This window comes from Nocardia sp. CY15 (assembly GCF_009829295.1).
Classification (GTDB): domain Bacteria; phylum Actinomycetota; class Actinomycetes; order Mycobacteriales; family Mycobacteriaceae; genus Nocardia; species Nocardia sputi.
The window spans coordinates 78140-92030 of the sequence record NZ_VUOT01000020.1 but is presented as its reverse complement, the minus strand read 5'-3'; the positions used below and the strand labels follow the sequence as shown (position 1 = coordinate 92030).

The window sequence follows — 13891 nt, the reverse complement described above, 5'->3', positions numbered from 1 at the left end:
GATGGCAATATCGTCAGCATGTCGACGGTGCGGAGTGGGCGCGGTGCGCTGGTGGTGGCGGTGCTGGCCTCGGCCGCTGTGCTGATCTCGGGGTGCGCCGTCACCCGCACCGAATCGGGGCAGCCGATGCCGACGCCGCCCACCGGGCTGGAGAAGTTCTACGACCAGCGGGTGCAGTGGGGCGACTGCACCGGATTCGGCGGGCCGGATGACCGGTTCCCGCCCAGCACGGAGTGCGCGCGGGTCACGGTGCCGGTGGACTACGCGGCGCCCGAGGGGCCCACCGCGCAGATCGCGGTGTCCCGGATCCAGGCCACCGGGCGGCGCATCGGTTCGCTGGTGATGAACCCGGGCGGGCCGGGCGAGTCCGGTCTGGGCATGTCCTCACTCGGCAACAAGACGGCGTTGGCCGAGCGTTTCGACCGGGTCGGCTTCGACCCGCGCGGCGTCGGCTCCTCCATTCCGGTGATCGTCTGCCAGACCCCGCAGGAGCAGGACGCCGAGCGTGCCGAGCCGCAGGAGGACTACACCCCCGAAGGCATCGCCGACGCCGAGGCCGACAACCGCCGGTACGCCGACCGCTGCGCCGAGCGGACCGGGAAGGATTTCCTCGCCCACGTCGGTACCCGCGAAGTGGTGCAGGACCTCGACGTGATGCGCGCCGCGCTGGGTGACGCGCAGCTGACCTATGTCGGGTACTCCTACGGAACCAAGATCGGGTCGGCGTACGCGGAGAAGTTCCCGGCGCACGTGCGCGCCATGGTGCTCGACGGCGCCGTCGACTCTTCGCAGGATCCGGTGCAGGAGTCGTTGCGCCAGGCGGCGGGCTTCCAGAAGGTGTTCGACGCCTACGCCGCGGACTGCGCCCAGCAGCCGGACTGCCCGTTGGGCACCGATCCGGCGCAGGCGGTGCCGCGTTTCCGCGCGCTGGTGGACCCGCTGTGGGACAAGCCGCTGCCCACCACCGATCCGCGCGGACTGAGCTACGGTGACGCGCTCACCGGCGTGCGCCAGGCGCTCTATACCGACGAGCTGTGGAAAGTACTCACGCTCGGGTTGTCCGAGCTGCGCGACGGGCGCGGTGACACGTTGCTCGCGCTGGCCGATCTGTACGACGGCCGCCGCGACGACGGCAGCTACTCCAACACCACCGACGCGTTCAACGCGATCCGCTGCGTGGACGATCCGCGTATCGCCGACCGCGAGGTCACCGCGCGCCAGGACGCGGAATACCGCAAGGCCGCGCCGTTCCTGGACGACCGTCGGGGCACCGGCGCCGCGCCGCTGGAACTGTGCACCGCCTGGCCGGTACCGAACACCAGCGAGCCGCACCGCATCTCCGTGACCGGTCTGCCGAAGACGGTGGTGGTGTCCACGACCGAGGACCCGGCGACGCCGTACCAGGCCGGAGTGGACCTGGCCGGGCAACTGGGCGCCGCCTTGATCACCTACCAGGGCAACCGGCACACTGTGGCGCTGGCGGGCGGCGTGTCCTGTGTGGACGACGCGGTCATCGCCTATCTGGTCGACCTGACCGAACCCGCTCCGGGCCTCACCTGCTGAGGCGGCTCGGTTGCCGACCGGCGGCGCCGTCGTTGCACACCGGGGCAAAAGCTCACAAACCGGACGATTCGACTGTGCGGAGTCTTCCGAAAACATCCAGGTCAGCAATCTTAAGCGTGTATGTAACACAGATTTAACGCCAGGTGCTTACGCTCGCGGGCATGGATCGCCAGAAGGAATTCGTGCTGCGGACGCTCGAAGAGCGGGACATCCGCTTCGTACGTCTCTGGTTCACCGACGTCTTGGGTTATCTGAAGTCCGTCGCGATCGCACCCGCCGAGCTGGAGGGCGCCTTCGAGGAGGGTATCGGTTTCGACGGCTCGGCCATCGAGGGCTTCGCCCGCGTCTCGGAGGCCGATATGGTCGCCCGGCCGGATCCGTCGACCTTCCAGGTGCTGCCGTGGGCCACCAGCAAGGGCCACCAGCACTCCGCGCGCATGTTCTGCGACATCACCATGCCGGACGGTTCGCCGTCCTGGGCCGACCCGCGCCACGTGCTGCGCCGCCAGCTCAACAAGGCGGGCGACGTCGGCTTCAGCTGCTACGTGCACCCCGAGATCGAGTTCTTCCTGCTGGAGAACGGTCCGCAGGGCGGCGTGCCGGTCCCCGCCGACAGCGGCGGCTTCTTCGACCAGGCCGTGCACGACTCGGCGCCGAACTTCCGCCGCCACGCCATCGACGCGCTGGAGTCCATGGGCATCTCCGTGGAGTTCAGCCACCACGAGGGCGCTCCGGGCCAGCAGGAGATCGACCTGCGCTACGCCGACGCGCTGTCCATGGCCGACAACGTGATGACCTTCCGCTACCTGATCAAGGAAGTGGCCATCGACGAGGGCGTGCGCGCGACGTTCATGCCCAAGCCGTTCGCCGAGTACCCGGGCTCGGCGATGCACACGCACATGAGCCTGTTCGAGGGCGAGACCAACGCCTTCCACGATCCCGACGACCCGATGAACCTGTCGGAGACGGCGCGGGCGTTCATCGCGGGCATCCTCGAGCACGCCCCGGAGATCAGCGCGGTCACCAACCAGTGGGTGAACTCCTACAAGCGCCTCATCCACGGCGGCGAGGCGCCCACCGCGGCCTCGTGGGGCCGTTCCAACCGCTCCGCCTTGGTGCGCGTGCCGATGTACACGCCGAACAAGTCGTCCTCGCGCCGCGTCGAGATCCGCAGCCCAGATTCCGCGTGCAATCCCTACCTGACCTTCGCCGTGCTGCTCGCGGCCGGTTTGCGGGGCATCGAGAAGGGCTACACGCTGCCGCCGGAGGCCGAGGACGACGTGTGGTCGCTGACCGTGGCCGAGCGTCGCGCGATGGGCTTCCGCGAGCTGCCGGGCACCCTGGACGAGGCGCTGCAGGCGATGGAGCGCTCCGAACTGGTCGCCGAGACCCTCGGCGAGCACGTGTTCGACTTCTTTCTGCGCAACAAGCGCCGGGAATGGGCGGACTACCGCAGCCAGGTCACGCCGTTCGAGCTGAAGGAATACCTGGGGCTGTAAGCCGGAGGGACGCCGGGTCGGCGTGCGCGCGCGCTCCGCCCTGTAATTTGAGAACCATGGTCCGGCCCCCGTCTGCCCGCTCCGCTGTCCCCGGTGTCGGTCGGCTCGGATTGCTCGAGCCCTCCGCCGCCGCGTCGCTGCGCGAACTGGGCTGGGACAACGTCGAGAGCATCCCCGTGCTGTGGGCGCTGTCCCGCGCGCCGGACGCCGACCTCGCGTTGAGCACGCTCATGCGGCTGCGGGAGAGCAGCGGAAGCGGCTGGGACGCCATCGATTCGGCGATCCGCACGGATACGTCGCTGCGCGGCAGGCTGTTCGCGCTGCTGGGCTCCTCCAGCGCGTTGGGCGATCACCTCGTCGCCGCGCCGTCCGCCTGGGAAGTCCTGCGCCGCAAGGAGTTGCCCGGCCGCGACGAGCTGATCGCCGATCTGCTCACGGTGGTCGAGGCGCAACCCGAGCAAGGCCCGAACGCGGCCCCGATGCTCTACCGGGCCGGCATCTCCGAGCCCGCTGTGGTGGCGTCGCTGCGCAAGAGGTACCGCGACCAGCTGATGCTGCTGGCCGCGCTGGATCTGGCGGCCACGGTGGAGAACGAGCCGGTGTTGCCGTACCAGGTGGTCGGCAGGCATCTCACCGACCTGGCCGATGCCGCCCTGACCGCGGCGCTGGCCGTCGCGGTGGCGCGGGTCTGCAAGGACGAGCCGGTGCCGGTGCGGTTGGGCGTGATCGCGATGGGCAAGTGCGGCGCGCGCGAGTTGAACTATGTCAGCGACGTCGACGTGGTGTTCGTCGCCGAGCCCGCCGACGCCACCGCCACGCGCTTGGCCGCGGAGATGATGAGCGTGGCGAGCCAGGCGTTCTTCGAGGTGGATGCGGCACTGCGGCCGGAGGGCAAAGCCGGTGTGCTGGTACGGACGCTGGATTCGCATATCGCCTACTACAAGCGGTGGGCCCGGACCTGGGAATTCCAAGCGCTGTTGAAGAACCGCCCGGCCACCGGTGATCTCGCGCTCGGCGAGCAGTACCGCGCCGCGCTGATGCCGATGGTCTGGTCGGCCTCGGAGCGTCCCGACTTCGTCGCCGACGTCCAGGCGATGCGCCGCCGGGTGGAGGATCTGGTGCCCGCCGATCTGCGCGAACGCGAGTTGAAGCTCGGGCACGGCAGCCTGCGGGATGTCGAGTTCGCCGTGCAACTGCTGCAGTTGGTGCACGGGCGGGTGGACGACACGTTGCACGTGCAGGGCACCGTCGAGGCGCTGACCGCGCTGGCCGCGGGCGGGTACGTGGGTCGCGACGACGCGGCCAATCTCACCGCGTCCTACGAGTTCCTGCGTCTGCTGGAACACCGGCTGCAACTCCAGCGGCTGCGTCGCACTCACACGCTGCCCGCCGACGACGACGAGGAGGGCATGCGCTGGCTGGCGCGCGCCGCCCATATCCGGCCCGACGGCAGGCAGGACGCGGTGGGTGTGCTGGGCAGCGAGATCCGCCGGAACGCGGTGCGCGTGCGGCGGTTGCACGCCAAGTTGTTCTACCGGCCGCTGCTGGACTCGGTGGTGCGCCTGGATCCCGATGCGCTGCGCCTGAGCCCCGAGGCCGCGATCCGGCAGTTGGCGGCCCTCGGTTACGCGGCGCCCGAACACGCCCTCGGCCACCTGAAGGCCCTGACCGGCGGCGTGTCCCGCAAAGGCCGCATCCAAGCCCTGCTGTTGCCGACGCTGCTCGAATGGCTGGGCGACACGCCGAATCCCGATGCGGGCCTGCTGGCCTACCGCCGGGTGTCGGAGGGCCTGGCCGACCAGATCTGGTTCCTGCGCGAACTGCGCGACGAGGGGGCGATCGCGCAGCGGCTGATGATCGTGCTCGGCTCCTCGGAGTATCTGCCCGACCTGCTCATCAACGCGCCGGAAACGATCCGGATGTACGCCGACGGGCCCGGCGGCCCGCTGCTGCTCGGTCCGCAGCCCGACGAGGTGGCCCGCGGCATCCTCACCGCCGCCGCTCGGTACGAGGACTCGAAACGCGCTGTGGCCGCGGCGCGTTCGTTGCGCAGGCACGAACTGGCGCGGGTGGCGTCGGCCGATCTGCTCGGCATGCTCGAAGTGCCGCAGGTGTGCCGGGCGCTGTCGTCGGTGTGGGTGGCGGTACTGGAAGCGTCGTTACGCGCGGTGATCCGGGCGAGTGAGGCCGAGCGGGGCGAGCCCGCGCCCGCCGACATCGCGGTGATCGGCATGGGCCGGCTCGGTGGCATGGAACTCGGCTACGGCTCCGACGCGGACGTGCTGTTCGTGTGCGACCCACGGCCGGGCGCCGACGAGACCAAGGCCGTCAAATGGGCCATCGGGGTGGCCGACCGGGTACAGCAGTTGCTCGGGGCGCCGAGTACGGACCCGCCGCTGCACGTCGACGCCGGGCTGCGCCCGGAGGGTCGCAACGGCTCGCTCGTTCGCACGCTGGCCGCCTATGCCGCGTACTACGAGCAGTGGGCGCAACCCTGGGAGGTGCAGGCGCTGCTGCGCGCCAACCAGGTGGCCGGTGACCAGGAACTCGGGGTGCGCTTCCTGCACGTCATCGATAAGGTGCGGTACCCGGAGGGCGGGGTGTCGGCCGAGGCGGTGCGCGAGATCCGGCGGATCAAGGCAAGGGTGGACGCGGAGCGGCTGCCCCGCGGCGCCGACCCGGCCACGCACACCAAACTGGGGCGCGGCGGCCTGGCCGACATCGAGTGGACGGTCCAGCTGATGCAGCTGCGGCACGCCCACGAGGTGCCCGGCCTGCACAACACCTCCACCTTGGAAGCGCTGGACGTGATCGAGCAGACCGAACTGCTGGACGCGCAGGATGTGGCGCTGTTGCGCGACGCCTGGCTGACCGCGACCAACGCGCGCAACGCCTTGGTCCTGGTGCGCGGCAAGCCCACCGACCAGCTCCCCGGGCCGGGCCGGCTCCTGTCCGCTGTGGCGCGCGTCGCGGGCTGGCCCAACGACGACGGGAGCGAATTCCTCGACCACTACATGCGCGTCACGCGGCGCGCCAAAGCCGTCGTCGAACGAGTCTTCGGCGCCTGAGGCTGTGCCGTAGCGATTCGCCGCTCTCCGCGCGCGGCCGCACGAAGCGTGTCCGCGAAGCCGGACTCACGTTCCCAGGGCGAGACCCCTGCGGGCCGCCCGCTGCTCGCCCCAGTCGTAGAGGGCGGTGAGGACGGGGACGAGGGTGCGGCCTTCGTCGGTGAGCGTGTATTCGACCTGCGGAGGCACCGTGTCGAAGACGGTGCGGCGGACCAGGCCGTCGGATTCCAGTTCGCGCAATTGCTGGATCAGCATCTTCTCGCTGGTGGTCGGCATCCGCCTGCGCAGCTCGCCATAGCGGTGCACCCCCTCTTTCAGGTGGGCGAGGATCACCGGCTTCCATTTGCCGCCGATCAGGTCGACGGTCACCTCCACGGCGCAGTGGTAGCGCTTGTCGGGCACGCGTCGGACCTCCTGGCTGCTCACCCTACGCACCGAAAAGTGCGTTCTTGTAACACTGTAATCATCGCGATTCCATGGATGCCGTTCGTAGCAAACCACCGCAGACATGGAGCGAAATCCTATGAAGGTCATTGTTTTCGATTGATTCAAGCCCGGGGTCACCCTGGAGACGATCAATCCGTACCTGCCCGAGGAGGTCGCCAATGTGTGGCGGCTGTGGAAGGCGGGCATCGTCCGGGAGAACTACGCGCGCGCCGACGAGCCCGGCGTAGTCATCGTCTTCGAGGTCGACAGCGTCGAGGAGGCGCGCAAGTACGTCGCGGACTTTCCGCTCACCAAGGCCGGATACTTGGAGTGGACATTCGTGCCGGTTCAGGCGCCCTTGCCGCTGGAAGCGTTGATGGATCCGGCCGTCGACGTCGCCGAGCCCTACGACCGGACGGCGTGAGCATGCGGCACGCCTTCGGCCTGAGCATCCCGCAGACCGTGCCCGACGCCTGCGACCCCGCGCGGATGGCGCTGCTCATCTACGACATGCAGGTGGGCATCGTGCGGCAGATTCCCGAGGGGGAGCGGATCGTGCGCGCCTGCGTCCGATTGCGCGACGCCGCACGGGCGGGTGGCTTCCGGGTGTTCTACACCCGGCACATGTCGCTGCCGGTCGCGGCGTCAGGTGTCGCGCAGCTGCGCACCGCTATGTCCTGGCAGCAGGTGGACGACCCGGCTGCCCTGCGATCGAGCTTCCCGCAGGGCTCTGCGCAGTTCCAGTTGGTGCCCGAGTTGACGCCCGGACCGGACGAGGTGGTGTTCGACAAGATCACCATGTCGGCGTTCGCCGCGACGCCGTTGGATTTCGCGCTGCGCGACTGCGGCATCGACGCCTATGCCGTGGCAGGCATCGCCATGGAAGTGGGCATCGAGCCGACCGTCCGGCACAGCCTGGACCTGGGCTATCTGCCGATCATCGTGACCGACGCATGCGGCGCCGGGCATCCGGAGGCGGCCGAGAGAGCTTGTGCCACGCTGCAATTCACCGGCGGATCACTCACCACCGAGACGACGGAATTGAGCGAGCTGATGAGGCGGCGCGTGTCGTGACGCGGTCGGTCGCGGTGTGTCCCGTCGAACCCTCAGGTTGCGGGGGGCGTCCGGCGGCTTCGATGCGCACCACGCGAGCCTTGGTGTAGTGCTTGCGATCGAGCCGATGGACGGTACCCACCCGCCACCGCCGCCAGGTCTTCGGCGATCTCGGCCGTCAGCGGTCCCGTCGCTCGAAATTCCTCGACGTATATTCCTTGCCCTCGCCATGTCGCCTACGCTCCGCGGCCAGCTCAGGAGGGCCGGGTCGCGCCACACGGTGAAGCCGCCGAAGTGTCCCGCACCTGTAATCCACACTCGGCGCACACCGAGTCCCCACAGACATTGCCTAGGCTCGACCGCATGCGTAAATGGATGGACCGAGCCTTGCTCGGGGCGGGGTGGTGCGCTGTGGTCGTGGGCGCCGTCGGGATCGTGCTGCATTTCGGGGCGTGGGAACAGCGTGGACTGGTACTGCTCGCGTCGGGGGCGTCGTACTTGATGTTCGGCGCCCTCGCAGGCTTGGTGCTGCTGCTGGTCGCACGCGGGTGGCGCAGCGCGGCACTCGCCGGGGTGTTGGCCGTGGCGGTGCTGTGGACGCTGGTGCCCGCGTTCGTGCCGGAAGGGCGGGCGGCGAGCGGTCCGACGCTCACCGTCATGCAATCGAATCTGCTGTTCGGCCGGGCCGATCCGGCTGCGGTGGTGCGTGCGGTGCGGGACAACCGGGTCGACGTGCTGACCGTCGACGAACTGACCGACGCCGCGCTCGAACGGCTGGCGGGCGCGGGCCTGCTCGACGAACTGCCGTATCAGTACCTCGAGCCCACCCGCGACGGCGGTGGCGGCACCGGCATCTACAGTCGGCACCCGTTGCGGGAGAACAGGAAGTACGACGGATACATCCTGAACAACGTCTCCGCGACTATGGATCACCCCGAGCGCGGGCCGATCGCGGTCTTCGCGTTCCACCCGGTCCCGCCGCCGTTCGATTTCCCCGCGTGGCAGGCGGAGATGCGCAGGACCCGGGAAATCCTCGCGGCGCAACGGGGTCCCGCCATCGTGGGCGCCGACTTCAACGCGACCCGGGACCACACGGCCTACCGTGACCTCGTGCGCGGTCGCTTCGCCTCGGCGGCCGACCAGACCGGCGCCGGATTGCTGCCCACCTTTCCCGACGACCGCAGCTGGGGTCCGGTGATCGGTATCGACCACATCCTGCTCGCCGACGCCACCGCCGAACAGTTGCACACCCTCTCCGTTCCGGGCTCCGACCACCGAGCGCTGATCGCCCGCATCCGCTTGCACTGACCCGGGCGGAAGTCGCCGCGCCGACTGGTCCGAGCGCCGCGCTGACGAGGATCGTCCAGGTGTCGCGGCCGCCGCGGTTCGACTACGACGGGGTCGGTCGCGACTGCTCGGGGACCACCGTCGCCCGGCGGGTGTCGTATCGCCGAGGGCCGACCGGATCGGCACCGACGTATCCGCCCTGGCCCGACGTATCCGCCCTGGCCCGACGTAGCGGACCGATGGCGGGCGACGACCCGCTCTCGTCGGTCGTGGACGGCGAGAGCGCCTGCCCGCGGCTACACCGGCAGCGACCGCAGCGAGCTGAGCGTGCCCGCCAGCGCACGGGCCGCTTCGGCGCCTTTGGTCACGAAGTGCTCGGTGAAGAACGTGACGTGCTCGCTGTGCTCGTGGAAGTGGTGGGGGGTGAGCACGACCGAGAACACCGGCACGTCCGTATCGAGCTGGACGCGCATCAGCCCGTCGATCACTGCCGACGCCACGAAGTCGTGCCGGTAGATTCCGCCGTCCACCACCAGCGCGGACGCGACGATCGCCGCGTACCGGCCGGAGTGCGCCAAGCGCTTGGCGTGCAGGGGGATCTCGAACGCGCCCGGCACCTCGTAGACGTCGATGGTGGCGGGATCGAAACCGAGGTCGGCGTATTCGGTGCGGAAGCCCTCGTACGCCTTGCCCACGATCGAGCTGTGCCAGCTGGCGCGGATGAACGCGATGGATCCGGTAGTTCTCATGCCGGGATACTACTGTTCGGTAAGGTGCGCTTCCAGCCAGCCGACGACGTCGTCGAGCACTTTTTGCTGCTCGGGCTCGTTGAACACCTCGTGGTAGAGGCCTTCGTAGCGGATCACCGTGAGATCCTTCGACCCCGCGCCCCGCTCGATGAGATCAGAACTCGACGGCGCGGCGATCGCGTCGGCCGTGCCGTGCAGCACCAGCACCGGCACGGTGAGCTGCGCCAGCCGCTGCTTGACCGTATCCGTCGCGCTCAGCATCTCGGCGCCGGTGCGGGCGGGCAGCTTGCCCCGGTAGACCAGCGGATCGTTGTCGTAGGCCGTGACCACCGCGGGGTCGCGGCTGATCTGCGACGAATCCAGTCTCAGCACACCCAGATTCGGGGCGAACCGGCTCAACACCGGTGCGAGCGCGCGCTGCACCGGATTGCCCACCGGGATGTCCAACGGCGGGGCGGACAGCACGAGGCCCGCGACGTCGATCGGCGCGCGGGTGGCCAGATACAGGGTGATCAGGCTGCCCATCGAGTGCGCGACCAGGAAGCGCGGCACCCCGGGTTGCTCACGGCTCGCGATGGCCAGCATGGCGGCCACGTTGTCGGCGGCGCCTTCCATGGAGCCGATGTTGGCTTTGCCGCCCGCGGACTTCCCGTGCCCGATGTGATCGAGCGCGTACACCGCGAAACCCGCTGCGATCAAGCGTTGTCCGACGTGGGTGTAGCGGCCGGAATGCTCGGCCACACCGTGCACCAGCACGACCACGGCCCGCGCGGCGCCCTCCGGCAGCCAGGCGCGCCACGCGACTCCGCTGCCGATCCCGTCGAACTCCCCGGACGCGGTACGGATGGCGGGCGGCTCGGCGGGCGCGCTGTCGCCCGCCGTCGGCTCGGTCGTCATGCCTGCGCTCCTGACGTCGATGGCGCGCCGACCGTCGCGAAATGCTCGATCAGCCGCCGGTTGAACTCGATGAGTCGAGCGTAGTTGACCCGGGAGAGGCGTTCGTCGGTTCCGTGGATCGAGGCCAGATCACGGTTGTCCAGCACGATCGGCGCGAAATTGCACCGGGTCCGCGCCAGGTCGTCGTAGTGCCTGGAGTCGGTCGCGCCGGGCACGATGCCGGTGGTCACCGCGATACCGGGGACGACGGCGCGGGCGAGATCGGCGATCAGCTCGAAGGTGGGGCCCGGCTCCGTGATCCGCGACGGTTCCGACGACATGCCGACCAGCTCGAATTCGATGCCCTTGTCGCGCACGACTTTCCGGCAGTGCGCCAGCACCGAGGCGACCGTGTCCCCCGGCAGGATGCGGAAGTTCACCATGGCCTCGGCGCGCTGCGGCAGCACGTTGGCCCGCACGCCGCCGCGGATCACCGTCGGCGCCGTGGTGGTGCGCACCATGGCCTCGGTCTGCGGCTGGGTCGCCATCACGCGGGTGATCACCGGTCCGGCGATGCCGGCGAGGCCGAGCAGACGCCGTCGCGGTCCCGGCATGACGTCGCGCAACCTGGCCAGCATGTCCGCGATCACCGGCGTCAGGCGCAGCGGCATCGGATGGTCCTGGACGCGGGCCACCGCCCGCGCGATCCGGCCGACCGCCGTCTGCTTGCCCGGCATGGACGAGTGCCCGCCCACCTCGGTGACCGACAACCGCACCGTCGCGTAGCCTTTCTCACCGAGCATGATCGTGGCCACCGGCTGCCGCACGCCCTCGACGATGCCCGCGGTGATCACTCCGCCCTCGTCGAGCAGCAGATCCGCGCGCACGCCCGCCTGCCGCAGATGATCGGCCATCCGCTCGGCCCCGTCGCCGCCGAAGACCTCCTCGTCGTGCCCGAAGGCCAGGTACACGGTGTGCCGCGGCCGTACGCCTGCGACGAGCGCCGACTCGACCGCCTCCAGGATGGCGAGCACGCGGCTCTTGTCATCGATCGCGCCGCGGCCCCAGATGTATTCGTCGTCGACCACTCCGGCGAAGGGAGGGTGAGTCCAGCGCTTCGGATCGTCCGCGGGCACCACGTCCTGGTGCGCGAGCAGGATCGCGGCCACCCGGTCCGGCTCGGTACCCGGCCAGCGGTAGAGCCTGCTGTGTTCGAACCGCCGCAGTTCGAGCTCGGCGTGCACGCGGGGGAACGACGCCCGCAGGTGAGCGTCGAGGCGGTCGAACGCGGCGCTGTCGGCATCGCGCGGGTCGTCGGTGGACACCGTCGCACAGCGCAGCGCGGCGGCGAGGCGTTCGGCGGTCAGGTCGTCGACCGGTTCCGTCATCGGTCACCGGTGCGGTCGGGCAGGTTCATCGACACGGTTGCATTGTTCAGGATGCTCGGGTCCAAGGCGATCGTCTTCTCGTTTCGCCACTTCACGATGCCTTCGGTGAGCCCTCCCGGCAGATCCGGGTGACGAGTTGCGGTCAGCAGGGGCAATTCGATGCTCGCGGACGTCACTGTGACCGAGGCGAAGGCGGGGGAGTGCGACCACACGTCGTCGACCACGTCGGTGACTCGCACGCCGATCCGGTGACCGGCCGCGATCGGCCAATCCTGGGCGAGCAGCCGGACTTCGGCGACGTCGCGGACGGGTGCGATCCCGCGGGTGATGACGGTGGCGCGCAGGTCGGGTGCGATGTCGTAGAGTTCGACCGCGACCGTCGCGCTCGCCGGGCCGCTCAGCCGGAGGGTGGCGGTGGGGATGCCGGACAGGTGCTGGTCGCCGGTCAGCGGCGCGGAGACCGACCAGAGTTCACGGTCGGGCCCGGGGACCAGGCCCCGGTCGGTGTACTCGCCGGTGCGCAGTCCCACCGGGACCCGCCGCACGTCGGCGGGCGGCCACGCGGTCTCGGCGCGCCAGCGTCCGTCGAACTGGCCGACGGTGATTCGCGGTCCGGGAACCACCACGTCGCGGCCTGCGACGTGCTTGTCGAAGAACGCGAGCAACTCGGTGTCGAAGTGCGGTGTGCCGCATTTGTCATGGCAGGTGCGGTGTCCCCACTGGCCGAACCAGGCCCGGTGCTCGCCGGGCCCGAGGCCGTTCCACAGGTCGAACACCCGGTCGGCCCGGGTGTTGTAGTCGACGAAGCCCTGACCGAGGAAAAGCGGAATCGTATTGCCGCGCAATCGAGCGACGAGGTCGCGGTCGCGCCAGAAGGCAGTGTCCGGATTGTGATCGCCGATCTCGGCCAGGTACCGCCGGTAGCACTGCCACGGCAACTGTGTCGCATTCGCCTGATATTCGCCGGAGTCCTCCGGATGCGGTGGGGTAGAGGCGATGAGCAGGTGTTCCAACCCCGCTAAGTCGGCGGGCCGCACACCGCTCTCGGTGATCGGCTTGCCGGCGAACTTCCAGGAGATGCCCTGCATGTAAAGGTAAGAGTACGGGTCGCCGACGGGCGCGAACGCGCCCACAGCGGCGAGGCCTTTCGGTGCGCCCGCCAGCCCCATGAGGCCGGTCCAGGCTTCGTACGATGTGCCGAACATCCCGACCTTGCCGGTAGACCATGGCTGGCTCGCCGCCCACTCCACGGCCGCGGCAGCATCCGCTTGCTCCCCGGGGCCACCATAGTCGGGGCAGCCGTTCGAGCCGCCGAACCCGCGAAGATCGACGATGACGTAGGTGTAGCCCGCGTTGAGGAACATCTCGGCGGTGAGGTTGTCGGTGGACGGCCCCCCGGTGAGGCGCGGCTCGGTCAAATACGCCAGGTGCGCGCGATACGGGCTGACGGTGAGAATGACGGGAGTGCGGGTCTCCTCGGAGATTCCGGCCGGGCGCAGGATATCGGCGTGCAGTCGGGTGCCGTCCGTGCCGTCGATGAACGTTTGCTTCCACTGGTACGGCACGGGCAGGGGCTCGGCGACCGCGGTCACGGGGGTGACGGCTCCCAGCAGGAGCAGCAGCCCGCCCAGGGCGCGCAACAGAACGGCTCGTTCGCTCACCATTGGACTATCGAGTCTTCCCGCGTGGATGTCCAGCCCCCGGAACCATGGGTCGTCGAGCCGCCGTCCGAATCGCACGCTGCCACGTCCACATGGCGGTGAGCTGCGGCGCGGTGTCACCTTCCGGGGGTGATCCCGGTCAGGAGGTGACGGCCCGAAGGGTCGGCGCGAAAACCGGAACCGATCGACATTCTCGATTCCGATCCGAATTTCGCTTCGCGGCATGCCGCCGCGTCCCGGCCGCCGCGGAGGCCCGGCCGCGAGCCGGTGTTTGCGCAGGGTAGGTCGCGCCGGAGCTGCCGCAGGTTGTGGCCCTGCGGC

The 13891-nt window shown here is 69.6% G+C and carries 11 protein-coding genes; 6 read left to right on the top strand and 5 right to left on the bottom strand.

Annotated elements, in window-relative coordinates:
• Positions 1–18: 18 nt before the first annotated feature.
• The 3 genes from GVY39_RS21280 to GVY39_RS21270 all read left to right on the top strand — a co-directional run bounded on the left by GVY39_RS21280 (position 19) and on the right by GVY39_RS21270 (position 6130).
• Positions 19–1563, top strand: a complete 1545-nt coding sequence (locus GVY39_RS21280) for an alpha/beta hydrolase (protein ID WP_159927255.1) — start codon at positions 19–21, stop codon at positions 1561–1563.
• Between the two features lie 161 nt (positions 1564–1724).
• Complete coding sequence (locus GVY39_RS21275) at positions 1725–3062, top strand: glutamine synthetase family protein (RefSeq protein ID WP_159927253.1); 1338 nt, start codon at positions 1725–1727, stop codon at positions 3060–3062.
• Positions 3063–3118: 56 nt separating this feature from the next.
• On the top strand, positions 3119–6130 hold the full coding sequence (locus GVY39_RS21270; protein ID WP_159927251.1) for a bifunctional [glutamine synthetase] adenylyltransferase/[glutamine synthetase]-adenylyl-L-tyrosine phosphorylase: 3012 nt from the start codon (positions 3119–3121) through the stop codon (positions 6128–6130).
• Positions 6131–6196: 66 nt separating this feature from the next.
• On the opposite strand, the gene GVY39_RS21265 is transcribed toward GVY39_RS21270, so the two are convergent.
• The gene (locus tag GVY39_RS21265) at positions 6197–6532 is read right to left on the bottom strand and encodes a helix-turn-helix domain-containing protein (protein ID WP_223517337.1); all 336 of its coding nucleotides are present in this window, start codon (positions 6530–6532) and stop codon (positions 6197–6199) included.
• A 205-nt stretch (positions 6533–6737) separates the two neighbouring features.
• On the opposite strand from GVY39_RS21265, the gene GVY39_RS21260 reads away from it, so the two are divergent.
• The 3 genes from GVY39_RS21260 (at position 6738) to GVY39_RS21250 (ending at position 8917) form a co-directional block, all read left to right on the top strand.
• Positions 6738–6980, top strand: a complete 243-nt coding sequence (locus tag GVY39_RS21260; protein WP_201295297.1) for a hypothetical protein — start codon at positions 6738–6740, stop codon at positions 6978–6980.
• Between the two features lie 2 nt (positions 6981–6982).
• Positions 6983–7630, top strand: coding sequence for a cysteine hydrolase (locus tag GVY39_RS21255; protein WP_159927386.1), 648 nt, complete (start codon positions 6983–6985; stop codon positions 7628–7630).
• A 342-nt stretch (positions 7631–7972) separates the two neighbouring features.
• A complete protein-coding gene (locus GVY39_RS21250) occupies positions 7973–8917 on the top strand; it encodes an endonuclease/exonuclease/phosphatase family protein (RefSeq protein ID WP_159927247.1) in 945 nt (314 codons plus the stop codon).
• A 275-nt stretch (positions 8918–9192) separates the two neighbouring features.
• Here GVY39_RS21250 and GVY39_RS21245 read toward each other — a convergent pair whose 3' ends face one another.
• Genes GVY39_RS21245 through GVY39_RS21230 form a run of 4 tightly spaced genes read right to left on the bottom strand, consistent with a single transcriptional unit; the run spans position 9193 to position 13573 of the window.
• Complete coding sequence (locus tag GVY39_RS21245; protein ID WP_159927245.1) at positions 9193–9645, bottom strand: 6,7-dimethyl-8-ribityllumazine synthase; 453 nt, start codon at positions 9643–9645, stop codon at positions 9193–9195.
• Positions 9646–9654: 9 nt separating this feature from the next.
• Positions 9655–10542, bottom strand: a complete 888-nt coding sequence (locus GVY39_RS21240; protein WP_159927243.1) for an alpha/beta hydrolase — start codon at positions 10540–10542, stop codon at positions 9655–9657.
• Complete coding sequence (locus GVY39_RS21235; protein ID WP_159927241.1) at positions 10539–11909, bottom strand: M20 family peptidase; 1371 nt, start codon at positions 11907–11909, stop codon at positions 10539–10541. The genes GVY39_RS21240 and GVY39_RS21235 overlap by 4 nt, the downstream gene beginning before the upstream one ends.
• On the bottom strand, positions 11906–13573 hold the full coding sequence (locus tag GVY39_RS21230; RefSeq protein ID WP_159927239.1) for a CocE/NonD family hydrolase: 1668 nt from the start codon (positions 13571–13573) through the stop codon (positions 11906–11908). Before GVY39_RS21230 ends, GVY39_RS21235 begins: the two co-directional genes overlap by 4 nt.
• Positions 13574–13891: the final 318 nt, after the last annotated feature.